Genomic DNA, 26,245 nt, shown 5'->3' with positions numbered 1-26,245 from the left:
ATGACCATTTCCCGTACTACCGGCCGTTTCGCGCGCCGCACCCTTGCCGTGGCGGCACTGGCGACGGCATTGGCCGGTTGCGGCGCGTTGAAGGGCGATGGCCCGGAAAAAACCCCGACGCTGGGCGAACGCATGCCGATCCTGTCCAAGATCGAGACCGGTGCAAAGGTCGATCCCGCGTTGGCCGGTGTAGCCGTGACTTTGCCCGCGCAGCAGGTGAATGCAGAGTGGGCGCAGGCTGGCGGTTCGGCTTCGAAAAGCTATGGCCACCTCTCTCTGGCGGCCAGCCCCGTTCGCGCGTGGACCGCGTCCATCGCCGGGTCGAGCAGCAAGCAACGCCTTGCCGCCGCGCCCGTCGTGGGTGAGGGGCGGCTGTTCGTGTTCGACACCGATGGCGTCGTCCACGCATTCGATGCGCAGAGCGGCGCGCGCGTCTGGCAGCACTCGCTTGAGGTCAAGGGCGATGGTTCGTCCTCGGTCTTCGGCGGCGGCGCCAGCTATGAAGGCGGCAAGGTCTATGTGACGACAGGCGTCGGCCAGGTCGCCGCACTGGACGCCGCGACCGGGGCGGAGGTGTGGAGCGTGAAGCCCGCCGGCCCGCTGCGCGGTGCGCCGACGATCGCGTTCGGCGCGCTCTATGTGATGACGCAGGACAACCAGGTAATCTCGCTCGATCTGGCGGATGGATCCGTGCAGTGGACCGAGGCCGGTTCGCAGGGCCAATCGGGCCTGTTCGGCGTGGCCTCTCCCGCAGCGGGCCAGGGCACGGTGATCGCCGGGTTCAGCTCTGGCGAGCTGATCGCCTACCGCTATGAAAACGGACGTAATCTCTGGGCCGATGCTTTGGCGCGGACCAGCATCAGCACGTCGGTCGGCATTCTGACCGATATCGATGCCGATCCGATCATCGATGGCGGCAACGTCTATGCGTTGGGGCAGGGCGGTCGCATGGCGGCCTACGAGCTCGTCACCGGCCAACGCGTCTGGGAATTGAACCTCGCTGGCATTTCGACCCCGGCGGTCGGCGGCAACTGGCTGTTCGTCATCACCGACGATGCCAAGCTGATGGCGATTGCGCGTGCCACCGGCAAGGTGCGGTGGATCGCCGACCTGCCCAAGTATCGGAACGAGAAGAAGGAAAAGGACGAACTGTTCTGGTCCGGCCCGGTGCTGGCGGGCGGTCGCCTGTGGGTCACGAATACCGAAGGCGATGTCTACGCGGTCGATGCCACAAGCGGGGTGGCCACGCCTTTCGCCGATCTCGACGAAGCGATCAGCCTTGCGCCGATCGTGGCGAACAACACGCTCTACGTGCTGGACGACAGCGGCAAGATCACTGCCTGGCGCTGAACTGGTCTATGCCGGGCTGCGAAAGGCGCTGTCCTGCGCTTCCGGCGCTCACGTACTCAAGTACGCTGTGCGCCGGTTCCCGGCCAGCGCCATACTCGCTCCGGCCTGAACCAGTTCAGAAGCTCTTCAACGCATAGAGACCGGTAACGTCTTCGTCCCAGTCCTTGTAATAGTGGTCCAGGCAGACCTCTGCCGGGGTCCGTCCGCTGGCCACGATGTCCTGTAGCGGCGCGAGGAATCCGGTTTCGTCGTCGCCTACCGAGTTGAGTTCGCCGCGCGCGGCAAGGCCCGAACGCGCGATCTTCAACACTTCGCCCGCGATATCCTGCAACGTTCCGCCTCCGGGGATCGGTGCCTTCAGGCCAAGCTTTGGCACACTGTCGCGCAGCATTTCGCGGCCCGCCATGTCCCAGTCCTTGACCAAGTCCCACGCCGCATCGAGCGCGGTCTGATCGTAGAGCAGCCCGACCCACAGCGCGGGCAGCGCGCAAATCCGGTTCCATGGGCCGCCATCGGCCCCACGCATTTCGAGGAAGCTTTTCAGGCGTACCTCCGGGAAGGCGGTTGAGAGGTGATCCTGCCAATCGCTGGCGGTCGGCAGTTCGCCCGGCAGGGCGGGCAATTCGCCCCGCAGGAAATCACGGAACGACTGGCCCGCCGCGTCAATATATTTGCCGTCGCGGAACACGAAATACATCGGCACGTCGAGCATGTAGTCGACATAGCGTTCGTATCCGAAGCCATCCTCGAACACGAAAGGCAGCATGCCGGTGCGGTCGGGATCGGTGTCGGACCAGATGTGGCTGCGGAAAGAGAGAAAGCCATTGGGCTTGCCCTCTGTAAACGGTGAATTGGCGAACAGCGCGGTGGCCAGCGGTTGCAGCGCAAGGCCGACGCGGAATTTTTGCGCCATGTCCGCCTCGCTCTGATAGTCGAGATTCACCTGGATCGTGCAGGTGCGCAGCATCATGTCGAGCCCGAGATTGCCGACCTTGGGCATGTAATTGCTCATGATGCCATAGCGGCCCTTGGGCATCATCGGCAGTTCGGCACGGGTCTTGTCGGGCCACATGCCCGCGCCGATGAAGCCGATCCCGAATTTCTCGCCAATGGCCTTGACCTGCGTCAGGTGCCGCCCGGTTTCCGCGCAAGTTTGGTGAATGTTCACCAGCGGTGCCCCGGACAGTTCCAGTTGTCCTGCCGGTTCAAGGCTGACCGTGCCGTCCGGCCCGGACATGGCAATGACGTTTCTTTTTCCATCTGGGCCGTTCTCTTCCACCGGTGACCAGCCGAACTCGGTCATCGCCATCAGGATGTCGCGAATGCCGCCGGGTTCGTCATAGCTGGGCGCGTGAAAGTCGTTCTTGGCGTAGACGAACTTCTCATGCTCGGTGCCGATGCGCCACTGGCTGGCGGGCTTTTCGCCTTTTTGCATCGGCCGGATCAGGTCGTCGCGGCTTTCGATGACTGGATCGTCCTTGCTGGAAAGGGTGCGCGTGCTCATGCCGCGCAAGTAGTGTTCGGCGGCGTGCCGCGCCAGATTTATTTTAGGTCTCGGCGCTGCCGGTCCAGTCGCCCATTGCCGCCATCCACACCGCGGTCGCGGCAATCGCAGCGGTTTCGGCGCGCAGGATGCGTGGGCCGAGCGATACGGGGCGGGCCTGAAGATGATCGCGCACCAGATCGCGCTCGGCATCGTCGAACCCGCCTTCGGGGCCGATCAGCAAGCCCGCCGGTGGCCAGCGTTCGGCAAAGGCGGTGGCGGCGGGCGGGACGGTGTCGTCCTCTGGTCCTTGCTCGTCGGCGAACCACAACACCGCATCCTCGGGCCATTCGCGCAGAAATTGCGCCAGCGGCTGGGGTTCGAACAGTTCGGGCAGTGCCGTGCGGGAGCATTGCTCCGCCGCTTCGGTGATGACCGTTCGGGCGCGGTCCATATTCAGCGCATCGGCCACGCAGCGGCGGGTGATGACCGGACGGATTTTTGCGACGCCCAGTTCGGTTGCCTTCTCCAGAACCTGATCGAAGCGCGGCTTTTTCAACAGCGCGGGGCAGAGCGTGAAGTCGGGCACATCCTCGCGCGGCCGGAGGTGATCCGCGATCTCGAGCACGACCTCGCGCTTCCCCGCGGTTACGACCCGCGCGGCCCACTCACCGCTGAAATTGTCGCACAGGATCACCGCGTCGCCTTCGCCCACGCGCATCACGCGGCCAAGGTAGTGCGCCTGCGGCCCTTCGATCGCGCGCTGCTGCCCGGCGGCCAGTTCGCCTTTGACGAAAAGGCGCGGCGCGCTACGCGGCGGCCATGCGGGGGTCGCGCTCATCGCAGCGGCTTGATCGCGCGGGTAGCGATGAAGGGATCGTAGTGATCGGCGATGGGATCGGGGGTGCCCCAGTTATCCTCGAACATGGCGGTCAGGTGCAGGCCCGCCGCCAGTTGTCCGCCGATCTGGTCGCTCAGCGTATGGCTGAATTCGACCGTCGGGCATTCGCGCAGCAACTCCTCGCGCTCATGCTCCAGCAGATCGAGATGGCTGTAGGGCAGCGCGTGCCGCACGACCAGCTTGCCTTCGTTGAGCGCGCGCCAGTCGAACAGGAAATTCACTGGATTGTTGAACCCGGCCAGCAGGGCGCCGCCGGGGCGCAACACCCGCGCGCATTCGCGCCACACCGGCAGGATTTCCGGGGCGAAACAGTTGGAGCAGGGGTGGAAAATCAGGTCGAAGCTCTCATCCGCAAACGCCGACAGGTCGTGCATGAAGCCCTGCACGGTGCGGATTTTCAGCCCCTCGCGCTCTGCCACCAGCCGATCCTGCGCCAGTTGCGCATCCGATGCGTCAAAACTAACAACCCGCGCACCAGCCGCCGCCAGCACCGGCACCTGCTGCCCGCCGCCAGAGGCGAGGCCCAGCACGTCGCGGCCCGCGATTTCGCCGAACCAGTCGCGCGGCACCGGCTTGACCGGGGTCAGGATCACCGACCACTCGCCCCTGCGCGCCCGCGCGATGGTTTCGCCGTCGACCGGGATCGTCCAGCGATCGCCATCGGCCACTTGCGCGTTCCACGCCTCTCTATTGTGTTCCAGCACGTTCATAACGCGCCGGTCTCTAGCACGGCCTCTCCGCCATGCCAGCCCGGCTGCATCTGGCAATGCGCGGTCCCCGCGCCTAAAGCCAACTCATGAACGAAGCGATCGTCCCCGATACGCAATACAAGGGCCTTGTCGGGCGCTTGCCCGCGAGCCTGCGGCCCTATGCCCTGCTGGCCCGGTTCGACCGGCCCATCGGCTGGTGGCTATTGTTCTGGCCCTGCGCATGGGGTGTGTGGCTGGCAGGCGGAGCGGACCGCTGGGGGTTGGTGCTGTGGCTCTTGGTGGGCAGCATCGCGATGCGCGGGGCGGGGTGCGTCTATAACGACATTCTCGACCGCGATCTTGATCGGCAAGTGGCGCGCACTGCGGCCCGCCCGTTGGCCAGCGGTGCGGTATCGCTGAGGGCGGCGTGGGTGTGGCTCTTGTCGCTCTGTGCGGTCGGTCTGGTCGTATTGCTTCAGCTGCGCTGGCAGGCGCAAGCCGTGGCGCTGGCCAGCCTCTTTCTGGTTGCGGCCTATCCGATGATGAAGCGCATCACCTGGTGGCCGCAGGCGTGGCTCGGCTTGGTATTCACATGGGGCGCGCTGGTCGGCTGGGTAGAGGTCGGCAATGCGAACTGGCCGGTTCTGGCCGCGCTCTATGCCGGGTCGATCTTCTGGTGCATCGGCTACGATACGATCTACGCGCTTCAAGACCGGGAGGACGACGCGCTGGTCGGCGTGCGATCCAGCGCGCGCGCTCTTGGCAATCATGTGCGCGGCGGCGTGGCGGTGTTTTACATGCTGGCGGTGGCGGCGTGGATCGCCGCGGTCTGGCTTTTGCGCGGCGACTGGTTGGCGCTGATCGCACTGGTCCCGGTGGCGCTGCACCTGTCTTGGCAGGTCGCGACGCTCGATACCGAAGACGGTGAAAACGCACTGGCACGTTTCCGTTCGAACCGAGCGGCCGGGCTGTTAATGGCGCTGGCCTGTCTGGTCGTTGGCACCGCCGGGGTCTGATTACTCGGCGGCGAGCAAGTCCTCGGCCGCTCCCAGATCGACGCTGACAAGGCGCGAAACGCCCTGTTCGACCATCGTCACACCGAACAGGCGGTGCATCCGGCTCATCGTCACGGCATTGTGGGTTACGATCAAATAGCGGGTCTCGGTCTGCTTGATCATAGCGTCGAGCAGGTCGCAGAACCGTTCGATATTGGCATCGTCCAGCGGTGCGTCGACTTCGTCCAGAACGCAGATCGGGGCCGGGTTGGTCAGGAACAGCGCGAAGATCAGCGCCACGGCGGTCAGCGCCTGTTCGCCGCCCGACAACAGGGTCAACGATTGCAGCTTCTTGCCCGGCGGCTGGGCGTATATCTCCAGACCTGCTTCCAGCGGATCGTCGCTGTCGATCAGGGCAAGGTGCGCCTGTCCGCCCCCGAATAGCGTGGTGAAAAGGCTCTGGAAATGGGTGTCGACCGCTTCGAATGCGGCGCGCAGGCGTTCGCGGCCCTCACGGTTCAGCGCGCCGATCGATCCGCGCAGGCGGTTGACCGCCTCGGCCAGTTCTTCCTGCTCTGCAAGGCCCGACCCGTGTTCCTGTTCCGCCTCTGCCAGTTCGTCTGCGGCGACGAGGTTGACCGGGCCAAGCCGTTCGCGGCTGGCGGTGAGGCGGTCCATCTCCTCACCCTCGGCATCGGCGTGGGCGACGCTATCTGACGCGAAATCCAGCCGTTCAGGCAGGATCGGAGGCGGGCAGTGGAAGCGTTCGCCGGAGGTGCGTGCGAACTCGCTGCGGCGGGCTTCTTCGTTCTCGGCACGCGCGGTGGACCCGGCACGGGCTTCGCGGGCGTTCGCCAGCGCTTCGTTGGCGGCGGCGAACAAGGCGTCGGCCTCGCGCCCGGCGGCTTCGGCACTGGTGAACACCTTCTCGGCCTCGCCCAGTTCTTCCGACAGGCGGTCGCGGGCCTTTTCGGCCATTTCAATCTCGCGCAGCAGCGCCTCGGGCCGGGCGGCGGTGATCGCGCGCTCTTCCTCGATCTCTTCGCGGCGACGCGTCATGTCGGCCAGTCGTTTCGCCGCATCCCCGGCGCGGGCCTGCCAGCCCTTCATGTCGGACTGCAACGACTTGGTCCGCTCCCGCCCGACGGCCAGCCCCTGATCCAGCGCGGCGAGTTCTGCCATCGCAGATTGCAGCGCGGTCTTCGCGGCATCGTTGCGCGCACGCGCGGTATCGAGCGCGGCCTGCTGCGCCGACGGATCGGGCAGGCCGCGGCGACGTTCCTCAGCCATCATGGCCTCCTGCTGCGCGGCGGCGAGGCGTTCGTGGATTTCCTCCAGCCGTTCGGCCAGTTCTTCGCGCGCGCGGCTATGGCGTTCGACCGCATTCTCGGCCTGATCGCGGGCGCGCAGGGCGGCGCGCTCCTCTTCCGACGCCGTGTTGACCGCGCGTTCGGCCGCGATGCGCGCGTCGGTTGCATCGGACAGCGCGGCGTTGGCATCGGCGACGGCACTCTCGGCATCCTCAACTGCCGCGCGCAGAGCCGGGAGTTGTTCGGCCAGCGCTTCCAGCCGGTTCGCCGCTTCCAGCCGAGCCGCTTCCGCCGCGCCTTCGCCGCGGGCAACGAACCCATCCCACCGACGCAAGGCCCCGCCGCGTGTGACCAGCCATTCGCCGGGGGTCAGAGCTTGCCCGTCGTCGCTTTCAGCAATGCGGACCATAGCAAGCCGCGCGGTCAGTTCCGCAGGCGCGTCGCGCACATGGGCGGCGATGCTGTCGGCTACCGCCTTCGGAGCCTCGGCCCCGGTCCAATAGCGTCCGTCCTGCCCTGTCTCGGGCGGACCCAACGGCGCGGCGGCATCGCGGCCCAGCACGGCGGCGAGCGCGCGTTCGTAACCCGGTTCCGCCTTCACCGCGTCGATGGCGCGCGTGCGGCCCTTGTTGCCCTTATCGGCCTTTTCGCGGGCACGCCGGTCGCGCTCCAGCGCGTCGTGCTCGCGCTCCACGCCCGCCAATTCGGCTTTCGCGGCGGACAAGGCGCTCGACGCTTCATCGCGCCGGAGTGACATCGTCTCACGCTCTGCTCGTGCCGCGTCCAGCGCCTCACGCGCGGAACCGACAGCCGCTTCCGCCTTGCCGCACCGCGCCTGCGCATTGGTCAGTGCCAGATCCAGTTCGCGCGCATCGCCCAGCGCCGCGCCCTGCGCCTCACGCTGGCTCATTTCCTGTTCCAGCCGTGCCAATGTGCCGCGCGCCTGCGTCACCGCCGCATCGGCAACGCGCCAGTCGGCCTCTACCCGCGCGAGTTCCGCCGTGGCCTGCGCCAGCGCCAGTTCGCCCTTGCGCTGCTCCTGCTCGGCCCTTTCCTGCCTCGCCACACGCTCTGGGCGGCTCGCCTCTTCGGCGGCAAGGCGTTTCTCCGCCTCCTTCACCTCACGCTCCAGCCGCGAGAGCGCCTCTGCCGCGTCGCGGGTGGTGCGGTTGGCATCGCCCTCGTCGGAATCGAGTCGTGCGCGCTGACGGTCGAGATCGGCCAGCTTTTCCTCTGCCGCTTCCAGCTTGCCGGTCAGCACCGCCAGCATGTTGGCCTGTGCGTGCAGGTCGTCGCGGCGGTCTGCCATTTCCTCGCGCGCTTTGGCCAGCGTTTCGGCGGATACACGCTGCTGGCCTTGCGCCGCATTGGTGCGGCTTTGCGCATCGGCAACCGCGGCCTCGGCCCGTTTCGCCTCGGCCCGAGCGGCATCGGCGGCTGCGGCGGCTTCGCGCCAGCGGGCATAGAGGACCCGCGACTCTGCCGTGCGGATCTGGGCGGACAGGTCCTTGTATTTTTCCGCCGCCTTGGCCTGACGCCGTAAGGAGCCGATCCGGCTGTCGAGTTGCGACAGGATATCGTCAAGCCGCGCGAGATTGGCCTCCGTCGCGCGCAGCTTCTGCTCGGCATCCTTGCGACGAACGTGGAGCCCAGAAATGCCTGCCGCGTCTTCCAGCATGGCGCGGCGTTCGACCGGCTTTGCGGCAATGACTGCGGCGATTCGGCCTTGGCTGACCAGAGCCGGGCTATGCGCGCCGGTGGCGGCATCGGCGAACATCAGCGAGATGTCTTTTGCGCGCACGTCGCGCCCGTTCAGGCGATAGGCGCTGCCCGCGCCGCGTTCGATGCGGCGGGTGACTTCCATCTCCTGCCCGGCATCGGTTTCGGTGGAAAGCACGACTTCGGCAAAGCTGCGGGCCGGGCGGCTGGCGGCGCCCGCAAATATCACGTCTTCCATGCCCGCGCCGCGCATGGATTTGGGGCTGGATTCGCCCATGACCCAGCGGATCGCTTCCAGCAGGTTGGACTTGCCGCAACCGTTGGGGCCGACCACGCCGGTCAGGCCCGGCTCTATCAGCAAGTCCGCCGGTTCGACGAAACTCTTGAATCCGGAAAGGCGCAGCCGGCGAAACCGCATCATGCCCTCCTATGGGGCAAGCGCCGGTTGCGCCCGGGCATTACCGGGCGCCGGCTTTCTGCAATTCGGCCTCCAGGGCTTCCCAACCCATCGATCCGATATTGCGGTTGTTGATCAGGAACGTCGGCGTGCCGGTAACTTCATAGGTTTGCGACGCGCTTTGCGTCTGGGCGGCCAGCTCGCTCGCCTTGGTGTCGTTAGACAGGCACTGGTTCGCCTGATCGCGCGCAATTCCGCGTGCGGCAAAGAAATCGGTCATGCCGTAAACGTCGGCCACTGCGGCGAAACGCTGTTCCGGGGGCAGGTTGTTGATCTGGTCATAGGCAGCCTGTCCGGCGGCCTGGCCTTTTTCGAAGAAAGAACGCTGTGCGCCCCAGAACTGTTCGGCCAGCGGAATGACCGCCTCGTCCGTCGAACAGGTCGCCAGCAGCGCGGCGGGAATGTCGAAGCTGTTCAGCATGAACAGGCGCAGCTCGAAGCTGACCCGGCCACTGTTCACGTATTCGTCGCGCAGCGTCTCGAACGAATCGGCGGCGAAATCCGCGCAGTGCGAGCAAGAGAGAGCACCGAATTCGACCAGCTTGATCGGGGCATCGGGGTTGCCCATCAGATAGCCGCCTTCATCGGTCTTGGTCATCATGTCGGCCCACTGCGTGCCCTCTGGCGCGGCGACTTCGGCGACAGGATCGCCGGATGCGCCTTCGCCAGCGGTATCGTCCGACCCGCAGGCGGACAGCGCCAGCGCCAACGGGGCGGCGAAGAGAGCGAGGGAAAGGCGGCGGGCGGCACGGTTCATGGTGACAATAAACTCCTGGGAAAGGGGAGGCTAACCAGCGCGAGGGCTGGCGGGGAGAGTGGCGCGCGGCTTTTGCACAGCCGCGATTTTGTCAGGGGCGGGCGGACCGGGCGTCAGAATCGCACGTCGAGCTGCGGTTTCAGGCTGTCCCAGTCATGCGTTCCGGCCAGCAGGACGCCGTTGATCTCGAAACTGGGCGTGCCGGTCACCCCCCTGTCTTTCGTGTACGACATCGTCATTTCGCTCAGCTTGCGGGCCAGCGTTTCGTCGGCAAGGCACTTGTCGATATCGGTGCGCGAATAGCCGCGCTTCAGCATCATTTCATAGAAGCCCGCATCGCGTGCGATGGCTTGGCGGCGAGTCGAGTAAGGGCCTGTGGCATAACGGTTTTTCTGTGCCTGACTGGCCGACTGGATTTTGCCCAGCCACTCTTTTTGAGATCGCATGAACATCACGTGATTGCGGTCGAACCGGCCCACGGGTCCGCAGTTGGTCAACATCGCGGCGGTCAGGTCCACTGGGTCGCGGACGAGGTGCCGCACTTCCAGCGCCATGCGCCCGGAGCCGACATAGACCAGCCGCAGGGCATCGCCCGAGTCCGCCTCGAAATGGGCGCAGTGGGGACAGGTGTAGCTGACGTATTCGGTCAGCGTGACCTCTGCCTGCGGGCCACCCATGCGGTGCACGCCGGGTTCGGTTTTCTTCACGACCAGCGGAGATTCGGCGGAAGCGGGCGTCGCAAAGGCCATTCCGGCGAGCAAAATCGCCGCGCCGACGCGAATCGGTTTCGCTATTGCTGAAAGGCTCACACGCACGATCATTCCCCTGTCTTCGTCCCACCGAGCGACCGGGCCAGCGATTCGAGCACCGTCCGCAGTTCCGGATCGCCGATGTCGCGAAGCGAATCGCCGAGTTCCATCGGAATCGGCTTTAGCGACGGTGGCGATTTTGCGCGGGTTTCAGCACGCGGAGGCTGAACCTGCCCTTGCCGCATCTTCACCTTGGCCACTGCACGATATCCGAAGAAGCGATTCACCCTCTCCATGATCTCGGGCAGGACGTGCTGGATCAGCGGGGCATGGGCGGGCAGGACGACTAGGTTCAGGGTGCCTTCTGACTTTTCGCCCGGCGGAAAGCGGATCGATTCGGGGGCGGACACCTTGGCATGGTGCGGTCCGACGATCTCGGCCCAGCGGGTAACGACGCTCGACTGCACGAAGCCGAAGCGGCGGAACGCGGTGCGTCCGACTTGCGGCATCAAATCCGCAATTGCCTTTGCTTCGCCGCCGCGCGGGCGTTCGTATGGCTTTGGCGCTTTTTTCGCCGCCTTCTTTCCCGTCGCTTTTTTAGAGTCGCTTCCCATCACGCCGGTGGCCATGCCATAGGCGCCGGTGTGGTGGCCAGCGGCAAGATCGGCGAAGTGGGGGACAGGCTGTTGGCCTGGTACGACCGCCATGCTCGCACCCTGCCGTGGCGGACCCCGCCGGGAAGTGGCGAAGCGCCCGATCCCTATCGCGTCTGGCTGTCGGAAATCATGCTGCAACAGACGACCGTGGCGGCGGTTGGGCCTTATTTCGCGAAGTTCACCGAACGCTGGCCTACACTTCAGGCGCTGGCGGCGGAGGATGACGCCGAGGTTTTATCGGCGTGGGCGGGGCTGGGGTATTACGCCCGCGCTCGCAACCTGATCGCCTGTGCCCGGACGGTGGCCGATGGAGGCGGGGCTTTCCCGGATACCGAAGAGGGCTTGCGCGAATTGCCGGGCGTGGGTGCCTATACCGCCGCCGCGATCGCGGCGATTGCGTTCGACCGGCGCGCGGTCGTCGTCGATGCCAATGTCGAGCGGGTCGTGGCGCGGCTCTTCGCGATCCGCGAACCTTTGCCAGCGGCGAAACCCTCGATCCGGGCGGCGGCCGACGAAATTACGCCAGACCGGCGCGCGGGTGACTTCGCGCAGGCGATGATGGACCTAGGTTCTGGCATTTGCACGGTGCGCGATCCGAAATGCCTTTTGTGCCCATTGTCCGATCTCTGTGTGGCGCGGGCCGAGGGAATTGCCGAGAATCTGCCTGCCAAAACGCCGAAAAAGGCCAAGCCCGTGCGGCAGGGCACCGCGTTCTGGGTCGAGCGCGACGGCCACGTCCTGCTCGTGACTCGCCCCGGCAAAGGGATGCTGGCGGGCATGCGCGCTTTGCCCGACGATGGCTGGTCGGCACGTGCCGACGGAGATGGCGAGCCACCTCTGGATGGCGATTGGCAGCATGTTGAAGGCACGGTGCGGCACGGATTTACCCATTTCACGCTGGAAATGCAGGTGCGGCGCCTGACAGCGCAGGGATCGCACCCGAAAGGTGAATGGTGGCCTATCGACCGCGTCGAGGCCGAGGCGGGCCTGCCGACCCTTTTCCTGCGCGCGGCACAACTTGTCCTGCGCGGATGAGCGGGGCGATTGCCAGCAAGGGCATGGCGACTTAAGCCAAGGGCCACGAGGAGACTTTTCACGGCATGGCAGATTTCGACACACGGCGCGCGCCCATCGTCAATATCGACCGCGCGGACCACGTTCGCAGCGATCCGGAGGCGCTGGCCGACTATTCGGGCATGCGCGCGCGGCTGCTCCTGCTGAACGGGCTGGACCCGCAGATCGACGCGGAGGGCGGACTGGTCTGGGGATCGCTGGCAGATGCGGAGCCGGATGCGGAACTGGTGTTCCTTGGCATCGACGGTGATCGGGGTTGTTTCGCCGCGGTGCCCAAGCGTCCGACCGGGGTGGGACGCGAAGGATTCATGCGGACGATTACCGCGCTGCACGATAGCCAGGTGCCGATTTATGCCTGCGCGCGCAGCCTTGTCGACTGGCATGCGCGGCATCGGTTCTGTGCGCAGTGCGGATCGCACACCGTGCCAGTCAAGGGCGGCTGGCAGCGTGGATGCCTGAACGACGCCTGCGGTGCGCAGCATTTCCCGCGTACCGATCCGGTGACGATAATGACGGTGGAGAACCGGACCGAGAAGGGCGAGCGCCGCCTGCTGCTGGGCCGAGGGCTGGGCTGGCCCGAGGGGCGCTATTCGGCGTTGGCGGGATTTGTCGAGCCGGGGGAAACCATCGAAGAGGCGGTGCGGCGCGAAGTGCTGGAAGAGGCGGGACTGCCCATCGCGCAAGTCCGTTATCGCGCCAGTCAGGCTTGGCCGATGCCCTCGCAACTGATGATCGGTTGCGCGGCCGTGACGTTTCACGAACGCATCGTCGTCGACAAGACCGAACTGGAAGACGCGCGCTGGTTTACCGAGGCGCAAGTACGCGATGTGATGTCAGGGCGCGACGGTTTGTTCTTGCCGCCCCCGCGCTATGCAATCGCGCATCGCCTGATCCGCGACTGGCTTGACGGGAACTAGACCAGCCCCAGCTTTGACAATTTGCCCAGCAGGCGGCCGGGCAGCACGTCGCCGGTATCCTCGCCTTCGCCAAGATCGGGCGGGGCGTCTTCGTGCTTCAGATATCGCCAGCCCTGATGCGCGCGTTTCGGGCGGCTGTGCACCCGGATCAGGCGGGGTTCGAGCTGGATCAGCCAGCGTCCGTTCTCCATCTGCTCGAACCCGATGATCGGGCTGCGCGCGACGATGGCGTGTTCGTGGATCCAGAACAGCGATCCGCCTTCCAGTTCCTCGACCCGTTTCGGGCAATACCGCGTCGTCAGCGACGGGCTGCGGCGACCGGCGAACCATTGCTCGATATCGGCATAGCTTTTCGCGCCGAATGCGATCTTGGTCAGGTGGAGTGGCCCGGCATCAACCATGCGACCGATATGGGAAGCAATCGCTAACTGACCAGCCCCGACGCGACGGCAAGGCCGAGGAAGGCGAAGAAGCCCATCGAATCGGTGATCATCGTGACGAAGACCGAGGATGCCACCGCCGGGTCCTGATCCAGACGGTCAAAGATCACGGGCACCGCCACGCCCGCAAGGCCCGCGGTGATGATGTTGATGACGACGGCTACAGCGATGACCACGCCCAGCATCGGCTGGAAGATAAACGCCGTTGCCCCGCCGATCAGCGCCGCAACCGTCACGCCGTTCAGCATTGCCACGCGCATTTCGCGCCACAACACGCGCACGGTATTGGATTGCGTCAGCTGATTCATAGCTAGCGCGCGCACCGCAACCGCCATCGTCTGCGTACCGGCATTTCCGCCGATCGAGGCGACAATGGGCATGAGCACGGCCAGCGCGACCAGCTTTTCGATGGCCGCCCCGAACATCGCGATGATCAGCGATGCGATCAACGCCGTACCAAGGTTGGCGATCAGCCAGCGCACGCGTTCCGAATAGGACTGCCGGATTGGCTGGTTGATGTCGCCCTCGCCCGCGCCGGACATCAGCAGGGCGTCCTCGCCCGCTTCTTCCTGAATGATGTGGACGATGTCGTCGGCGGTGATCTGGCCGATCAAGCGGCCCCCGGCATCGACGACGGCGGCGGAGATCAGCGCGTATTTCTGGAAGCGCAGCGCGACTTCTTCCTGATCCATGGTTGCCGGGATCAGCGTCTGGTCGCGCTTCATCACGTCGGCAATGGGCACGCTGCGCGGGGTGCGCAGGATCCACGAAAGCTGGCAGGTGCCTACCGGACGATGCGCGGGATCGACGACGAAGACTTCCCAGAACTCGGTCGTCAGGTCGGCATTGTCGCGCAGGTAATCGATCAGGTTGCCGACGGTGATGTGCTCGGGCACCGCGACCAGATCGCGCTGCATCAGGCGACCCGCCGATTCCTCGGGGAAGGACAGCGCATCCTCGATCGCGGCGCGGTCTTCGGGATCGAGCTCGGCAAGGACGGCGCGCTGCTCGGCCTCCTCCATGTCCTCGATCATGGCGACCGCGTCGTCGGTCTCCATCTGCTCGGCGATTTGCGCAACCGCGTCGGCGGACAGGTCTTCGAACAGTTCGTCGCGGACGTGTTCGTTCAGTTCGGAAATGACCTCGCCGGTCATCAGTTCGGCGATGGCCTTGCCCAGCGCGGGGCGTTCCTCTGCCGGGACAAGTTCGACAAGGTCGGCGATGTCGGCGGGGTGGAGCGGTTCGACCAGCTCCTGCACGCGCTCCTCGTCGCCTTCGTACACCGCGTCGCGTACGGCCTCGACGAATTCGCGCGTCAGGCGGTCGTCCTCGTCGAGATGCTCGATCTCGGCCTCGCGCACGTCTTCTTCGCCCACTTCGTCTTCGGGGCGGCGTTCTTCCAGCAGGGTCGGGTCTTCGCGGTTTGTCATGCCCCGTCCTGTTCGTGCGCGTGGGAAATGGCCGTCGGGCCGGTGCCGGTTACTAGGATGCTGCGCTGCAAAAGCAATGGGGAAGGCAGCTTCGTCGCAATTGTGGGCAAACTGTGGGCAGGGCTGTGGAGAAGCCGGTGGAGCAATCCGGCAGAGCGGTGGGCCAACCTGTGCGCAAGTTCGGGGAGAAGCCTGTGCACGCTGCGGGGATGACTTTGCGCGATCAGCCCTTATATCCGGCGCGACGAAGAACCCGCGCGGGTCTGCGCGGACAGATGTGACGAGACGGAGCTTTCATGGCCGACGAAAAACTGACCCTTTCCATCGACACCGGCGACGGCACGCCCAAGGACGTCGTGATCAAGCTCTTGCCCGAAATCGCGCCGGGCCACGTTGCCCGCATCAAGGAACTGGCCGGCGAAGGTTTCTACGACGGTGTGAAGTTTCACCGCGTGATCCCCGGCTTTATGGCCCAGGGCGGCTGCCCGAACGGCACCGGCATGGGCGGTTCGGACAAACCCGACCTGCAGGCAGAGTTCAACGATCACCCGCACACCCGCGGCGTCTGTTCCATGGCGCGCACCAGCGCCCCGCACAGCGCGAATTCGCAGTTCTTCATCTGCTTTGACGATGCGCGTTTCCTCGATCGCCAGTACACTGTCTGGGGCGAGGTCGAAGACGGCATGGACGTGATCGACGCGTTGCCCAAGGGTGAACCGCCGCGTGAGCCCGGCAAGATCGTCAAGGCCACTGTTGCCTGATCTGCTGCGCCGGGAGGGGGTTGCGCTTGCGGCCCTCCTGTCGCTCGGCGCGTGCAGCCATGACATCACCCGGCTCGGCCACGGTTGTGCCGGCCCGGGGGGATGGTGCCCCGATGCGCGGCGGGTGGCCGACGCTTCGTGGGAATATGCGCAGTTGGCTCAGAACGCGTATTGGGAAGAGGCGGAGACGAGCGACAAGTACCTCGACCGGCCCTATGTCCTGCCCGAAGAGCTGAAAGAGCGTTACGCCGCTGCGAACGACCGCTACGGGTTCGCCTATACCATCTTCGACCGTTTCGACGCGGACGACCGCCTGTCCGAAGTCGTGCTGGTCTATCGCGGAACCGAGGGCCCGAAAGACTGGTGGCACGGCACGCTGCTGGGCCGACAGGGGCCGCGCGGGGTGGCGATCTATCGCATGGTGCGCGATGCGATGGATAGGGCGGGCTATGCCGATGTGCCGATCACCGTGGCCGGGCACTCGCTGGGCGGGCGGATTGCCGATCATGTGTTGAAGAAAGTCGCGCGCGAAGACGGGGCGCTGCCGGAAACGCTGTCCAGCTATCTGTTCAATCCGAATGCATCGGGCAACGCGCTGACCAAGCCGGAAGACTGGTCGCGCCCGGTCCACGTGTCCATCGCGGAGTCGGGGGAGATTGCCGGGTGGGTGCGCGCCTTTTCGTCAGACCCGGAGTGGGATGGCTATGCCATCGATTGCCAGACTTCGGCCAATCCCATTGCAAACCATTACATGCGCCGACTGGCCGATTGCCTGACGTGGGTCGCGGCTCTCGACGATCCGGCGGCGAAGCGTTCCGCGCTACGCAACGAACTGGAACCACCGCCCGCGCAAGGGGCGACGATGGCGGCTGGCGGCGGTTAAAGCTGCGCGCCGACCAGCCAATCGTGGAACAGGCGCACCGGTCGGCTCTCCAGCGCGCGGGGCTTGCAGACGAACCAGTAACTGTATGGGCTTTCGACCTGCAGATCGAACAGCGTCGCGATGCGATCGTCGTTCGAACGGCTGATATGATCGCCATGCATGATCGCGATGCCCAGCCCCTGCGCCGCAGCTTCAAGCAATAGAGGACCGCTGTCGTAGTGATCGACCGTCGGATCGTATCGCGCGTCCAGCCCGGTCGCCTTGCGCCACGCTTCGAAGCTTTTCATCATTTCCGAATGGAGCAGATAGCTCTGCCGCGCCAATAGTTCGGGATTGGGGGTCGGCCCCATCTGTTCGGCCACGGCGCGCGATGCGATGGCGTGGACCTTGTTGTGATCCAGCCGCACGCAATGCAGCTTGTCGTCCGGCTCATCCGATAGGGTGATCGCCGCATCCAGCGTATCGCCCAGTTTCGGGATGGGGTGCGACGACGAATCGATATCGATGTGCAACGCGGGGTAAAGGCGGCGCAGTTCGGGCAGGCGCGGCACCAGCCTTTGCCCGCCGAACAGCGGCATCACGCCAAGGCGCAGGCGCATGATCTTGCTGTCGCCCATGTTCTGCCAGATGCGATCGGCCAGTTCGTCCAGCGCAGGGGCAACGGCTTCGAACAAGTCGGTGCCGTCCGCGGTGAGCACCATGGCCTGATGCTTGCGGTTGAACAGCTTTTTGCCGGTAAAGTCTTCAAGCGCGCTGACCCGGCGGGACAGGGCGGACGGGCTGATGGCCAGTTCCTCTGCCGCAGATTTTGCAGAGCCGAGACGGGCGATGCGGACGAAGGCTTCGAGAGAGCGTAGCGGAGGGAGGCGGCGCGGCGTCATCAGGCGGCTTCCTCTGCCTGATGGTCTCTGGCCCCCGAAGGGGGGTGCAGCCGCAATCGTTCGACGTGCCGCTCGTTCCCGGCGATTACTTCCAGCTTCCAGCCGCTGTCATGCGGCAGGATTTCGCCCACCACCGGCACGCGTTCGGCCAGCACGAAGGCAAGGCCGCCCAGCGTGTCGACCGCCTCTTCCACGTCGGCAAGGCGCGGATCGACGCGGCGGGCCACTTCGTCCAGCTCGGTTCGCGCATCGGCGTCCCACATGCCCTCGTCGATGGGCACCAGCAAATCGACCGGGGCATCGTCGTGCTCATCCTCGATCTCGCCGACAATTTCCTCGACTAGGTCTTCGATGGTGATGATGCCGTCAGTGCCCGAATATTCGTCCAGCACGATGGCAAGGTGCACCCGGCGCGCGCGCATGTCTGCCAGAACGTCCAGCGCCCCGCGCGCCTGAGGCACATAGAGCGGCTGACGCATCAGGCGCGTCCAGTCCGCCGGCGGTTCTTTATCGAGCGCGAGGAAGGGGAAGATATCCTTGATGTGCATCATCCCGATCACGTGATCGAGCGATTCGGAATAGACCGGCATGCGCGAATGGCCGTGTTCGGCAAAAGTCGCGACCAGTTCGTCCCAGCTGGCGCTGCGGTCTAGGGCGATGATCTCGCCGCGCGGAATCGCAACGTCGTCGGCGTCATGTTCGCTGAAATGGAGGAGGTTGCGCAGCATCTGGCGCTCGGTCGGCGAAAGATCGCCTTCTTCGGGCGGCAGGCCGTCGCGCTGCTCTTCCTCTTCGTGCTCGTCGATAACCTCCTCGATCTGGGCGCGCAGGGACTGATCCCCCTCGCTCGCATCGAAGAAGGTGCGGATGCGGTTCCACAGCAGGTGTTTCTCCTGCCCCCGTCGCTCAGGCTCCGGGTCGCGTGGATCTTCGTACTGGCTGCCGTCCGGCATGGTCGGCCTCTACACTCCTAAACAGGTTGGTGGCGATCCCCGTATGGGTCCGCAATGCCTAGCCTGGCCAGGATGCGCACTTCCAGCGCCTCCATGATTTCGGCATCGGCGTCGCCCGTCTCGTGGTCGTAACCGGCGAGATGAAGCAATCCGTGGACCAGCAAATGGGTCGCATGGTTCGCAAGTGCAACAGATTTTTCTTCCGCCTCGCGCGCGCAGACCCCTTTCGCAAGCACGATATCGCCCAGCATGACCGGCAATGCGGGCTGATCCGACAGTGCCTCGACCTCTTCGCGCGACAGCATCGGAAAGCTCAGAACGTTGGTCGGCTTGTCCTTGTCGCGCCATTCTCGATTAAGCGCGTGAACGTCGTCATCGTCGCTGAAAACCACGCTTATCAGCATGTTGGCACGCGCAAGTTCAGGCGCTTCGGCCGCTGCGGCCCCTGCGGTCCGGGTGCTCAGGGCGTCCCAATCGACATCTTCGCCCCACACCGGGTCGATGTCGATTTCCAATGTCGGCACGGTCATTTGCGGGCAGTCATTTCTGAGCAGTCATTTTTGGGCTTGGGGGCCCTCATAAGCATCGACGATCCGACCGACGATTGGATGCCGCACGACGTCGGCGGCGGTGAATCGCGAAACGGCGATTCCTTCGATTCCCTCCAACCGGCGCACAGCATCGGCCAGACCGGAGTGCGAATCGCCGCCCGGAATGTCGACCTGAAGCGGGTCTCCGCACACGACCATGCGGCTGTTCTGACCGAATCGGGTCAGGAACATCTTCATCTGCGCAGTGGTGGTGTTCTGCGCCTCGTCCAGAATCACAAAGGCATCGCCCAGCGTACGACCGCGCATGAAGGCGATCGGCGCGATCTCGATCTCTCCGCTGGCGATGCGGCGTTCGACCTGTTCGGCGGGCAGACAATCGTAGAGCGCATCGTAAAGCGGGCGCAGATAGGGGTCGACCTTTTCCTTCATGTCGCCGGGCAGGAATCCGATACGCTCCCCCGCCTCGACCGCCGGACGCGAGAGGATCAGGCGCTGCACACTGCCGGTGATCAGCTGCGCCACCGCTTGTGCGACGGCGAGGTAGGTCTTGCCCGTACCCGCCGGGCCGAGCGCGAAGATGATCTCGTTGCTGGTCAGCGCCTGCATATAGTCGATCTGCGCGGCGGAGCGCGGCACGATCGTTTTCTTGCGGGTGCGGATCATGATCGGCGGGCGCTTGGAATCGCCGGTGATGATGCCTTCCAGCGTCGGCTCGTTGCTCATCGCGATCAGCGATTCGACCGCGCCCTGATCCAGCTCTTGCCCCTGTCCCAGCCGGGTGTGCATGCCGGTCAGCACCTCGCGGGCGCGGGCGACGGCTTCCTCCGGCCCTTCGATCTGTACGCGGTTGCCCCGTGCGGAGATATAGACGCCAAGGCGGTTTTCGATGTGGACGAGGTTGGCGTCGAACTGGCCAAACAGCGCGCCCAGCACGTCCGCGTCTTCAAACGCGAGCTCAGTTCTGGCGCGGCCATTGCCGCGTGGCGCATGGATTGGCGATTCGTCTTCGGGGATGGCGACCGGGATGCGAGAGGGCTTGCGGCTCACTTGGTGTTCCCCACGAATGTTCCTTCTTCAAGGGGGTCGGCCGTCACGCTTCGCAACGCCCGACTCGTTATCGCTATCCTAGAGAATAAGACTGCCACGCACCCGCACAAGGGGTTGGGACGCGACTATGCACTATGCTCAACCATTTGGGGGTCATGTACCGGGCGCCTTTTCCGCCGGTTTCGTCGCATAGTTGCAGGGCGAAGCATCGGGATAGCATTGCTGACCATGCATGACGGTTATCCCGTCGGTCAGCAGCAATTCGCCGTTCGGCCCGCGCGCGATGGAAAGCGGCTGCGAAAGGAACGTGCCGAAAGACCGGATTGCGGTGGGGCGATAGCTGTCGCAGCTGGTCGTCACCGCAATATCGCTCGTCCGCATCTGTCCGTTCGAAACCCGCGCCTTGCCGTGGATCGCGGCGGGACAGTCCATCCAGACCGAGAAGTTGTTACCCTTGAACGACAGCACCGGCGGACGCGAACCGCCGTCGGCCAGCATGATGCGGAACGGTCCAGCCTCCAGCGGCGGGGCGGCGACGTTCTTGTAGCGCGAATCGATCTGCGAAAGCGTCAGCGTGCGGCCTTTTAGGGCCAGCATCAGCTTACCCTCTGCATTGCTGGCGATCAGCGGGCGACCGCCCAGCACTTGTGCCAGCTCGGCATCGGGGCTTTGCGCAGGGCAGGCCACCAGTGTCGCCGTGATGCGGCCCAGCGCAAAGCTGGGGCCGGTATCAACGTAAAGCCCTTCGTGGTGGTTGCACGCCTGCCAATAGATCATCGTATCGGTGAAATGGACGGTGGCAAGGTCGGAATAGCGGTCGGAAAGCGGCTTTCCGTCGATGGCGACGACCAGCCAGCTCGATCCGGCAAGGTCGAAGGCAATGGGCGCGAAACCCGGGGCCAGATTGCCGACCGCGACATTGGGCGAGGGCGTCTCGTCCTCCGGCTCGGCGCTCGGCGCCGCGACCGGCACGTCCTCATCCGCTTGCGCCGGCATCTCCCCGCCGCATCCGGACAAAGCAAGCGCGGCGATATTCGCCAATGCGATCAGTGCGTTGCGTAGACCCATCCCCATGCGGCGCATTCTTGGCGGCGCAATCGATTCGGGCAAGCATGAATTGCCCCGATGTTAAGGCGATTAAGCCAGTTGCAGCACCCGCGCCGACAGCGAGTTCGGGTTGGCGTCCATCAGTTCGACCCGCACCAGATCGCCGACGGCATGGTCGCCCGTGAAATAGGCCGATTGCAGCCATGGGGTCTTGCCCAGCCACTGTCCCTCGCGCCGTCCGGTCCGTTCGACCAGCACGTCGCAGGTCCTGCCCACGGTCGCGCGGTTGAAGGCGTGGCTGTCGCGGGTCAGCGCGGCCTGAAGCCGTTGCAGCCGGTCGTCCATCACCTCGCGCGTGATCTGGTCTTCCATGGTCGCGGCGGGGGTGCCGGGGCGGGGTGAGTACTTGAAGCTGAATGCAGCAGCATAGCCAATGGTGTCGACGATGGAGAGCGTGTCGGCAAAGTCCTGCTCGCTCTCACCCGGAAATCCGACAATAAAATCGCCGCTGATCGCGATGTCAGGCCGCGCTTCGCGCACCCGTTCGATCAGGCGGATATAGCTCTCTGCGGTATGGCTGCGGTTCATCGCCGCCAGCACGCGGTCGCTGCCCGACTGCACGGGCAGATGCAGGTAAGGCATCAGCTTGTCGACCTCACCATGCGCGGCGATCAGCGCGTCGGACATGTCATTGGGGTGGCTGGTGGTGTAACGAATGCGCGCCAGATCGGGCAGCGCGGCAAGTTCGCGGACCAAGCCATCAAGGCCGATCTTGCGGCCCTTGGCGTCCTCTCCATCCCAGGCATTCACGTTCTGGCCCAGCAGCGTTATTTCGCGCGCACCTTGGTAGACAAGGCGGCGGGCTTCTTCGATCAGATCAGCAAAGGGCCGGCTGATTTCTGCGCCGCGGGTGTAGGGCACAACGCAATAAGTGCAGAACTTGTCGCAGCCTTCCTGCACCGTCAGGAATGCGCTGGGCGCACGCTTGCGACGGGCGGGCAGCGCGCCGAACTTTGCGTCGGCGGGCATGTCGGTGTCGGTCACACGCTCACCCTTGCTGGCGCGGTCGATCATGTCGGGCAGCCGGTGATAGGCCTGCGGGCCGACGACCATGCGCACGTCCTTGGCGCGGGCCATGATTTCTTCGCCCTCTGCCTGCGCGACGCATCCGGCCACGGCGATCAACGGGCTGGTGCCGTCTTCGCGTTTGAGGCGACCGATGTCGGAATAGACTTTCTCTGCCGCCTTTTCGCGGATGTGGCAGGTGTTCAGAACGACAAGGTCGGCATCGTCGCCTTCTTCGGCGGCGGCCATGCCCTGTTCGCCCAGCAATTCGGCCATGCGTTCGCCGTCATAGACGTTCATCTGGCAGCCGAAGCTTTTTACGCGAAAGGTGCGGGGGATAGAAACCTTGGTCATGTCGCGCGCCCTTACCGCAATCAGGCCGGATCGGCAAAGTCCTCTGCACGCATGATCGCCGCCCATTCGGCGAATTTCTCGCGGTCGGCCTTTTTCTCTCCACGCGCGACGACGAAACTGTCAAAGGGGGAATCGAAGATGAAATCCTCGCAGCAGATCTGCATGATCATCGGCATGCGCTCTTGCCAGCCATCGGTCAGTCCCTCGCGGCGAATGCGGATGGCGCGTTCGGGGGCGAAGTGGACGAGGTGGCCGGGCACGGTGACGAGGCTGGTCAGCGACGCGAACTTGGCCTCCGTGATGTCGAGCGCCCAATCCACACCGCGATAGCGCGCCGCCAGTTCGTCGCGCCACTGGTCGGAGAATTTCGGACCGGTCGTCGTATCCTGAAACGGATGGGGGTCAAAGCGGAATAGCGTCGTCGTTATCCGTCCCCGAACCGTGGTTCGGATGAACACGCAAGCGTCGAGTTGCAGGTACGAGCGCCCCTTCTGACCCATCGTGTCGAGCAGGCAGTCCTCAACCACTGTCCCCGCCAGCGAGCAATTCATCTGCATGCACTTCACGGCGGAGCAGTTGCGGATCGTGCGCCATTCGCCGGGGTGGACGCTGGCCAGCATGTTGCCCATCACCTCACAATTTTCGAGCGCGAAGTCGGCAACATGGCGGGGTTGATCCTGACCGTTCAGGGTGAGCAGGTCGAGGTCCGCGCCCACAATGCGTGTTACCATCCTGCCATCGCCTTGGTCAGCGCATCCCGTGTCGCTTCGGCAATGGCCTTGCGCCCGTTCAGCGCCTCGCCCGTCAATGCGGGCAGGATCGTGACGGTAGCGTCAATGGGCTTGCCGCGGCCAAGGACGTTGAAGAAATTCGTGGCGCCCGGTTCGTTGCCCACCCATGCGATCTCTTGCGTGGCATCGCCGTAGGACAGGGCGACCGGGTGGATCGCCGTGCCCGCATCGGTCGTGTCGAGGGCAGAGAGCAGCGCGCTTTTTATCGGCAGCAGGGCGGTTCCATCATTGGTCGTGCCTTCGGGAAAGACGGTCAGCACCCGCGCCGCATCCAGTGCCTCGCGAACTTGATCGACCTGATGCGCAACGGTCGACCGGCGCGACCGGGCGATAAACACCGTGTCGTTCATATCGCACAGCCATTTCAGGGCGCGATTGCCAGCCAGCCCGTCGTGCGCCACGAAAACCGATCCGGTAGTTCCGGCGAGCAGGGGAATATCGAGCCAGCTTAGGTGATTGGCCAGCAGGACTGCGCGGGGCGCGCTTATCGAACCGATCCGCCTGACCCGTACGCCCGCAATCGTCGCCACGCCCGCCAGAAAACGCGGCGGCACCGGATTGCGGCGCGTGAACGGGGCAGCGATGTAAAAGGCGCCGACGCACAGGATCAGCCATACGATAAGCGCGGCCATGCGGTATGCGATCCGCAGGCGGCGCATCGGGGTCAGTCCCGTTCCAGCCTGACGCCGTAGAGTTCCATGCGATGATCGACGAGGCGAAAGCCCAGCCGCTCTGCAATCTGGCGCTGCAACGCTTCCAGTTCCGGATCGACGAATTCCACGACTTTGCCGGTTTCGACATCGATCAGGTGGTCGTGATGCGCCTCTGGCGCAGCCTCATACCGGGCGCGGCCGTCGCCGAAATCGTGACGGTCGAGAATACCCGCCTCTTCAAACAGACGGACGGTACGGTACACCGTCGCGATCGAGATGCCCGGATCGATGGCAGAGGCGCGTTCGTGCAGCTTTTCGACGTCGGGATGATCCTCGGCATCGGACAGGACGCGCGCGATCACGCGGCGCTGTTCGGTGATGCGCAGACCGCGTTCGGCGCAGACGGCTTCGATGTCGATGCGATTGGGCACGCGTTCAGCTGGACCTGTGTTGAAGGGGCGGAAAAATCCGCCCCTCAATTGGAATGAGCCCCTTAATGGGAATTACCGGGGCCATAATAGGCTGGCTTCCCGCGTGCGCAACCTTTTGCCGGTCGCGCCTGACCGGTTTTGCTCAGCCCTTTTTCGCACCCTTGCGCGCGCCGGGCTTGCGACCCAAGCCAATCTTCTTGGCCAGTTCGCGACGCTTTTCTGCATAGTTGGGGGCGACCATCGGGTAATCGGCGGGCAGGTTCCAGCGCGCGCGATACTCTTCCGGGGTCATGTTGTAATGCGTCATCAGGTGACGCTTCAGCATTTTCAGTTTTTTACCGTCTTCAAGGCAGACGATGTAATCGGGCTTAACCGAAGAGCGGATCGAAACGGCGGGCTCCGGCGGCGATTCCGGTTCGGCCTGCACGCCGCCAAGTCCGGCGAGCGCGCCATAGATGTTGTTGATCAGCGTCGGCACCTGGTCGACATCGACAGAGTTGTTGCTGACGTGCGCGGCGACGATATCGGACGTGAGAGTGATAAGCGTTTCGGTCATGTCCGGTTTGGCTTCGTCCATGGAAGTCCTCTTGTCTTTGGCCGGATGCGTTACTCGCCATCATGCGAAGGGGGGGTGCGAGAAACTGGGGGCGCATCGGGCTTGACCGGCCCTTAATCTTGCAACTGCGAAATAACAAGGCCAGCGAAACGTTCACACCTTTTGCCAGATTTTGCGCTGTTTTGCGGACTATGAAATCGAAATCGAAATCAGGCGAGGTCGAGCGCCAGTGTACGCGCATCGCGATACTGGCCATCGGCCCCGCGATAATAGGCTTTGCGAAGCCCAACCGGCTGAAACCCCATCTTTTGGTAAAAATGGGCCGCGGTATTGTCGGCCCGCATTTCCAGAAACAGGCGCGCGACACCGCGATCGCGACAAGCGCAGGTCAGATGCTCGAACAGCCGCGTGGCACAACCGGATCTGCGATATTCGGGCAGGACGGCGAGTAGCAGCAGTTCCTCCTCGTCCAGCGTCTGGCGTGAAAGGTAGAACCCCGCGCTGGGCACTGACGGGGAAGGCGGGCCGATGATCCCCGCCGCATCGGCCAGCGCGAAACGCGTGCCGGGTACCAGCAGTGCGGACGTCACCTGCGCTTCGTTCCATGCTTCGCCATAGGCCGGGTCGAAAGCCGATTGCATGACCGACATGATACCGGCGATCTCGGCGCGGGTCGGCATCATCGCGATTTGCCTGCTGGCAAGGCAGCGTCTGGCGCGCGGCCGTAGATCGGGCGGACATCGGCGGTGTAGGCATTGTCAGAGAGCGCCATAACCTTGCGGGCATCGGGCAGCATGTTTTGCGCCGTACCGTGACCGCGCCGGGCGACGAACGTCTCTGCCGCACTTCCAACGATCAATGCACAATCGATCGCGGCAACCGCCACTTCGGGGCGGAGCGACTGTACCGGTTGCGCGCACGATCCGTCGGCATTGTAGGCGGCGACGAACCACTCTCCGTGTCCGCCGGTCATCACGACGCCAAGCGGCATCGCGCCGTGGTCCGCGCGGGCCTGCGCCGCCAGCAAGTCGGGTGTCGCATAGCCCACCGGTTCCGCCCGCCAAGCCAGAGCGAGCGCCTTGGCCGCCGCCAATCCGACGCGGATACCGGTAAAGCTGCCGGGGCCGAGTGCCACAGCGATGCGATCCGCCCGCCCGCGTTGTGGCAGGGCAGAGATCATCGGAACCAGCCGCTCGGCATGACCGCGGCCGAGCAATTCCCATTCGCCCGCGATCAGGTTCTCGCCCTCAAAAACGGCGACCGAACAGGCGGCGGTGGCGCAATCGATGGCAAGCGTGCGGATGGTCATGACGGTCGAAAAGCAATCACACGCGGAGGATCATGC

Annotated in this window: 27 protein-coding genes; 6 read left to right on the top strand and 21 right to left on the bottom strand. The window is 64.7% G+C overall.

The window, feature by feature from the left end; genetic code table 11:
- Nucleotides 1-1,350 carry an outer membrane protein assembly factor BamB family protein gene (locus AB433_RS12075; RefSeq protein ID WP_047821250.1) on the top strand — a complete coding sequence of 450 codons (1,350 nt, stop codon included), beginning with the start codon at nt 1-3 and terminating at the stop codon, nt 1,348-1,350.
- Between the two features lie 115 nt (nt 1,351-1,465).
- On the opposite strand, the gene AB433_RS12070 is transcribed toward AB433_RS12075, so the two are convergent.
- The 3 genes from AB433_RS12070 to AB433_RS12060 are packed head-to-tail and all read right to left on the bottom strand — an operon-like array spanning nt 1,466 to nt 4,444.
- A complete protein-coding gene (locus tag AB433_RS12070; RefSeq protein WP_047821248.1) occupies nt 1,466-2,854 on the bottom strand; it encodes a glutamate--cysteine ligase in 1,389 nt (462 codons plus the stop codon).
- A 43-nt stretch (nt 2,855-2,897) separates the two neighbouring features.
- Nucleotides 2,898-3,674: a 16S rRNA (uracil(1498)-N(3))-methyltransferase gene (locus AB433_RS12065; protein ID WP_047821246.1), complete on the bottom strand. Its 777-nt coding sequence runs from the start codon at nt 3,672-3,674 to the stop codon at nt 2,898-2,900.
- The gene (locus AB433_RS12060) at nt 3,671-4,444 is read right to left on the bottom strand and encodes a class I SAM-dependent methyltransferase (RefSeq protein ID WP_047821244.1); all 774 of its coding nucleotides are present in this window, start codon (nt 4,442-4,444) and stop codon (nt 3,671-3,673) included. Before AB433_RS12060 ends, AB433_RS12065 begins: the two co-directional genes overlap by 4 nt.
- Before the next feature lie 86 nt (nt 4,445-4,530).
- Between AB433_RS12060 and ubiA the strand changes: the two genes are divergently transcribed.
- On the top strand, nt 4,531-5,439 hold the full coding sequence (gene ubiA / locus AB433_RS12055) for a 4-hydroxybenzoate octaprenyltransferase (protein WP_047821242.1): 909 nt from the start codon (nt 4,531-4,533) through the stop codon (nt 5,437-5,439).
- Here ubiA and smc read toward each other — a convergent pair whose 3' ends face one another.
- From smc to AB433_RS12035, 4 genes are all read right to left on the bottom strand, one after another.
- Complete coding sequence (gene smc / locus AB433_RS12050) at nt 5,440-8,865, bottom strand: chromosome segregation protein SMC (protein WP_047823989.1); 3,426 nt, start codon at nt 8,863-8,865, stop codon at nt 5,440-5,442.
- A 40-nt stretch (nt 8,866-8,905) separates the two neighbouring features.
- A complete protein-coding gene (locus tag AB433_RS12045) occupies nt 8,906-9,661 on the bottom strand; it encodes a thioredoxin domain-containing protein (RefSeq protein ID WP_156170802.1) in 756 nt (251 codons plus the stop codon).
- Between the two features lie 113 nt (nt 9,662-9,774).
- The gene (locus AB433_RS12040; RefSeq protein ID WP_218916949.1) at nt 9,775-10,368 is read right to left on the bottom strand and encodes a DsbA family protein; all 594 of its coding nucleotides are present in this window, start codon (nt 10,366-10,368) and stop codon (nt 9,775-9,777) included.
- A gap of 110 nt (nt 10,369-10,478) precedes the next feature.
- Nucleotides 10,479-11,039 carry a DUF721 domain-containing protein gene (locus AB433_RS12035; RefSeq protein ID WP_179944996.1) on the bottom strand — a complete coding sequence of 187 codons (561 nt, stop codon included), beginning with the start codon at nt 11,037-11,039 and terminating at the stop codon, nt 10,479-10,481.
- A 54-nt stretch (nt 11,040-11,093) separates the two neighbouring features.
- On the opposite strand from AB433_RS12035, the gene AB433_RS12030 reads away from it, so the two are divergent.
- Both AB433_RS12030 and nudC read left to right on the top strand, forming a co-directional pair.
- Nucleotides 11,094-12,101: an A/G-specific adenine glycosylase gene (locus tag AB433_RS12030; protein ID WP_221403468.1), complete on the top strand. Its 1,008-nt coding sequence runs from the start codon at nt 11,094-11,096 to the stop codon at nt 12,099-12,101.
- Between the two features lie 65 nt (nt 12,102-12,166).
- Nucleotides 12,167-13,057: an NAD(+) diphosphatase gene (gene nudC / locus AB433_RS12025; RefSeq protein WP_047821238.1), complete on the top strand. Its 891-nt coding sequence runs from the start codon at nt 12,167-12,169 to the stop codon at nt 13,055-13,057.
- Here nudC and AB433_RS12020 read toward each other — a convergent pair.
- Together AB433_RS12020 and mgtE are read right to left on the bottom strand one after the other, a co-directional pair.
- Entirely contained in the window at nt 13,054-13,458 is a 405-nt protein-coding gene (locus tag AB433_RS12020) for a DUF1489 family protein (RefSeq protein ID WP_047821236.1), read from the bottom strand. The genes nudC and AB433_RS12020 overlap by 4 nt on opposite strands.
- 23 nt (nt 13,459-13,481) lie before the next feature.
- Nucleotides 13,482-14,927 (bottom strand): magnesium transporter, encoded by a 1,446-nt coding sequence (gene mgtE, locus AB433_RS12015; protein ID WP_047821234.1) that lies wholly within the window; start codon nt 14,925-14,927, stop codon nt 13,482-13,484.
- A 296-nt stretch (nt 14,928-15,223) separates the two neighbouring features.
- On the opposite strand from mgtE, the gene AB433_RS12010 reads away from it, so the two are divergent.
- Entirely contained in the window at nt 15,224-15,688 is a 465-nt protein-coding gene (locus AB433_RS12010; RefSeq protein WP_047821232.1) for a peptidylprolyl isomerase, read from the top strand.
- Entirely contained in the window at nt 15,681-16,571 is an 891-nt protein-coding gene (locus AB433_RS12005; RefSeq protein WP_047821229.1) for an alpha/beta hydrolase family protein, read from the top strand. Before AB433_RS12010 ends, AB433_RS12005 begins: the two co-directional genes overlap by 8 nt.
- On the opposite strand, the gene AB433_RS12000 is transcribed toward AB433_RS12005, so the two are convergent.
- From AB433_RS12000 to tsaB, 12 genes are all read right to left on the bottom strand, one after another.
- A complete protein-coding gene (locus AB433_RS12000) occupies nt 16,568-17,452 on the bottom strand; it encodes a LysR substrate-binding domain-containing protein (protein WP_047821227.1) in 885 nt (294 codons plus the stop codon). The genes AB433_RS12005 and AB433_RS12000 overlap by 4 nt on opposite strands.
- Complete coding sequence (locus AB433_RS11995) at nt 17,452-18,405, bottom strand: hemolysin family protein (protein WP_047821225.1); 954 nt, start codon at nt 18,403-18,405, stop codon at nt 17,452-17,454. The genes AB433_RS12000 and AB433_RS11995 overlap by 1 nt, the downstream gene beginning before the upstream one ends.
- Before the next feature lie 17 nt (nt 18,406-18,422).
- Nucleotides 18,423-18,935, bottom strand: a complete 513-nt coding sequence (gene ybeY / locus AB433_RS11990; protein WP_047821224.1) for an rRNA maturation RNase YbeY — start codon at nt 18,933-18,935, stop codon at nt 18,423-18,425.
- Between the two features lie 24 nt (nt 18,936-18,959).
- A complete protein-coding gene (locus AB433_RS11985) occupies nt 18,960-19,982 on the bottom strand; it encodes a PhoH family protein (RefSeq protein ID WP_047823981.1) in 1,023 nt (340 codons plus the stop codon).
- Between the two features lie 174 nt (nt 19,983-20,156).
- On the bottom strand, nt 20,157-21,071 hold the full coding sequence (locus AB433_RS11980) for an META domain-containing protein (RefSeq protein ID WP_047821222.1): 915 nt from the start codon (nt 21,069-21,071) through the stop codon (nt 20,157-20,159).
- Nucleotides 21,072-21,140: 69 nt separating this feature from the next.
- Nucleotides 21,141-22,469 carry a tRNA (N6-isopentenyl adenosine(37)-C2)-methylthiotransferase MiaB gene (miaB, locus tag AB433_RS11975; RefSeq protein ID WP_047821220.1) on the bottom strand — a complete coding sequence of 443 codons (1,329 nt, stop codon included), beginning with the start codon at nt 22,467-22,469 and terminating at the stop codon, nt 21,141-21,143.
- A 20-nt stretch (nt 22,470-22,489) separates the two neighbouring features.
- Nucleotides 22,490-23,200: a hypothetical protein gene (locus AB433_RS11970; RefSeq protein ID WP_047821217.1), complete on the bottom strand. Its 711-nt coding sequence runs from the start codon at nt 23,198-23,200 to the stop codon at nt 22,490-22,492.
- The gene (locus AB433_RS11965) at nt 23,194-23,892 is read right to left on the bottom strand and encodes a lysophospholipid acyltransferase family protein (protein ID WP_245626656.1); all 699 of its coding nucleotides are present in this window, start codon (nt 23,890-23,892) and stop codon (nt 23,194-23,196) included. The genes AB433_RS11970 and AB433_RS11965 overlap by 7 nt, the downstream gene beginning before the upstream one ends.
- A gap of 32 nt (nt 23,893-23,924) precedes the next feature.
- Nucleotides 23,925-24,344, bottom strand: a complete 420-nt coding sequence (locus AB433_RS11960; protein WP_047821213.1) for a Fur family transcriptional regulator — start codon at nt 24,342-24,344, stop codon at nt 23,925-23,927.
- Between the two features lie 142 nt (nt 24,345-24,486).
- Nucleotides 24,487-24,921: a Ros/MucR family transcriptional regulator gene (locus AB433_RS11955; protein ID WP_047821211.1), complete on the bottom strand. Its 435-nt coding sequence runs from the start codon at nt 24,919-24,921 to the stop codon at nt 24,487-24,489.
- A 188-nt stretch (nt 24,922-25,109) separates the two neighbouring features.
- Nucleotides 25,110-25,583, bottom strand: a complete 474-nt coding sequence (locus AB433_RS11950) for a GNAT family N-acetyltransferase (protein ID WP_047821209.1) — start codon at nt 25,581-25,583, stop codon at nt 25,110-25,112.
- The gene (tsaB, locus tag AB433_RS11945) at nt 25,580-26,209 is read right to left on the bottom strand and encodes a tRNA (adenosine(37)-N6)-threonylcarbamoyltransferase complex dimerization subunit type 1 TsaB (protein WP_179944976.1); all 630 of its coding nucleotides are present in this window, start codon (nt 26,207-26,209) and stop codon (nt 25,580-25,582) included. The genes AB433_RS11950 and tsaB overlap by 4 nt, the downstream gene beginning before the upstream one ends.
- Between the last annotated feature and the right edge of the window lie 36 nt (nt 26,210-26,245).

The sequence above is a fragment of the Croceicoccus naphthovorans genome (genome assembly GCF_001028705.1).
GTDB classification, from domain to species: domain Bacteria; phylum Pseudomonadota; class Alphaproteobacteria; order Sphingomonadales; family Sphingomonadaceae; genus Croceicoccus; species Croceicoccus naphthovorans.
This window is presented reverse-complemented; position numbering and strand designations above follow the sequence as displayed.

Coding starts and splice junctions, on each gene's coding strand:
- AB433_RS12060 (WP_047821244.1), bottom strand. CDS start 4,444: ATGAACGTGCTGGAACACAATAGAGAGGCGTGGAACGCGCAAGTGGCC.
- AB433_RS12010 (WP_047821232.1), top strand. CDS start 15,224: ATGGCCGACGAAAAACTGACCCTTTCCATCGACACCGGCGACGGCACG.
- nudC (WP_047821238.1), top strand. CDS start 12,167: ATGGCAGATTTCGACACACGGCGCGCGCCCATCGTCAATATCGACCGC.
- AB433_RS11950 (WP_047821209.1), bottom strand. CDS start 25,583: ATGATGCCGACCCGCGCCGAGATCGCCGGTATCATGTCGGTCATGCAA.
- mgtE (WP_047821234.1), bottom strand. CDS start 14,927: ATGACAAACCGCGAAGACCCGACCCTGCTGGAAGAACGCCGCCCCGAA.
- smc (WP_047823989.1), bottom strand. CDS start 8,865: ATGCGGTTTCGCCGGCTGCGCCTTTCCGGATTCAAGAGTTTCGTCGAA.
- AB433_RS12000 (WP_047821227.1), bottom strand. CDS start 17,452: ATGACGCCGCGCCGCCTCCCTCCGCTACGCTCTCTCGAAGCCTTCGTC.
- ubiA (WP_047821242.1), top strand. CDS start 4,531: ATGAACGAAGCGATCGTCCCCGATACGCAATACAAGGGCCTTGTCGGG.
- AB433_RS12045 (WP_156170802.1), bottom strand. CDS start 9,661: ATGAACCGTGCCGCCCGCCGCCTTTCCCTCGCTCTCTTCGCCGCCCCG.
- AB433_RS12020 (WP_047821236.1), bottom strand. CDS start 13,458: ATGGTTGATGCCGGGCCACTCCACCTGACCAAGATCGCATTCGGCGCG.
- AB433_RS11955 (WP_047821211.1), bottom strand. CDS start 24,921: ATGGACGAAGCCAAACCGGACATGACCGAAACGCTTATCACTCTCACG.
- AB433_RS12070 (WP_047821248.1), bottom strand. CDS start 2,854: ATGAGCACGCGCACCCTTTCCAGCAAGGACGATCCAGTCATCGAAAGC.
- tsaB (WP_179944976.1), bottom strand. CDS start 26,209: ATGACCATCCGCACGCTTGCCATCGATTGCGCCACCGCCGCCTGTTCG.
- AB433_RS11965 (WP_245626656.1), bottom strand. CDS start 23,892: ATGGCCGCGCTTATCGTATGGCTGATCCTGTGCGTCGGCGCCTTTTAC.
- AB433_RS12035 (WP_179944996.1), bottom strand. CDS start 11,039: ATGGCCACCGGCGTGATGGGAAGCGACTCTAAAAAAGCGACGGGAAAG.
- AB433_RS11995 (WP_047821225.1), bottom strand. CDS start 18,405: ATGCCGGACGGCAGCCAGTACGAAGATCCACGCGACCCGGAGCCTGAG.
- miaB (WP_047821220.1), bottom strand. CDS start 22,469: ATGACCAAGGTTTCTATCCCCCGCACCTTTCGCGTAAAAAGCTTCGGC.
- AB433_RS12065 (WP_047821246.1), bottom strand. CDS start 3,674: ATGAGCGCGACCCCCGCATGGCCGCCGCGTAGCGCGCCGCGCCTTTTC.
- AB433_RS11970 (WP_047821217.1), bottom strand. CDS start 23,200: ATGGTAACACGCATTGTGGGCGCGGACCTCGACCTGCTCACCCTGAAC.
- ybeY (WP_047821224.1), bottom strand. CDS start 18,935: ATGACCGTGCCGACATTGGAAATCGACATCGACCCGGTGTGGGGCGAA.
- AB433_RS12075 (WP_047821250.1), top strand. CDS start 1: ATGACCATTTCCCGTACTACCGGCCGTTTCGCGCGCCGCACCCTTGCC.
- AB433_RS11980 (WP_047821222.1), bottom strand. CDS start 21,071: ATGGGTCTACGCAACGCACTGATCGCATTGGCGAATATCGCCGCGCTT.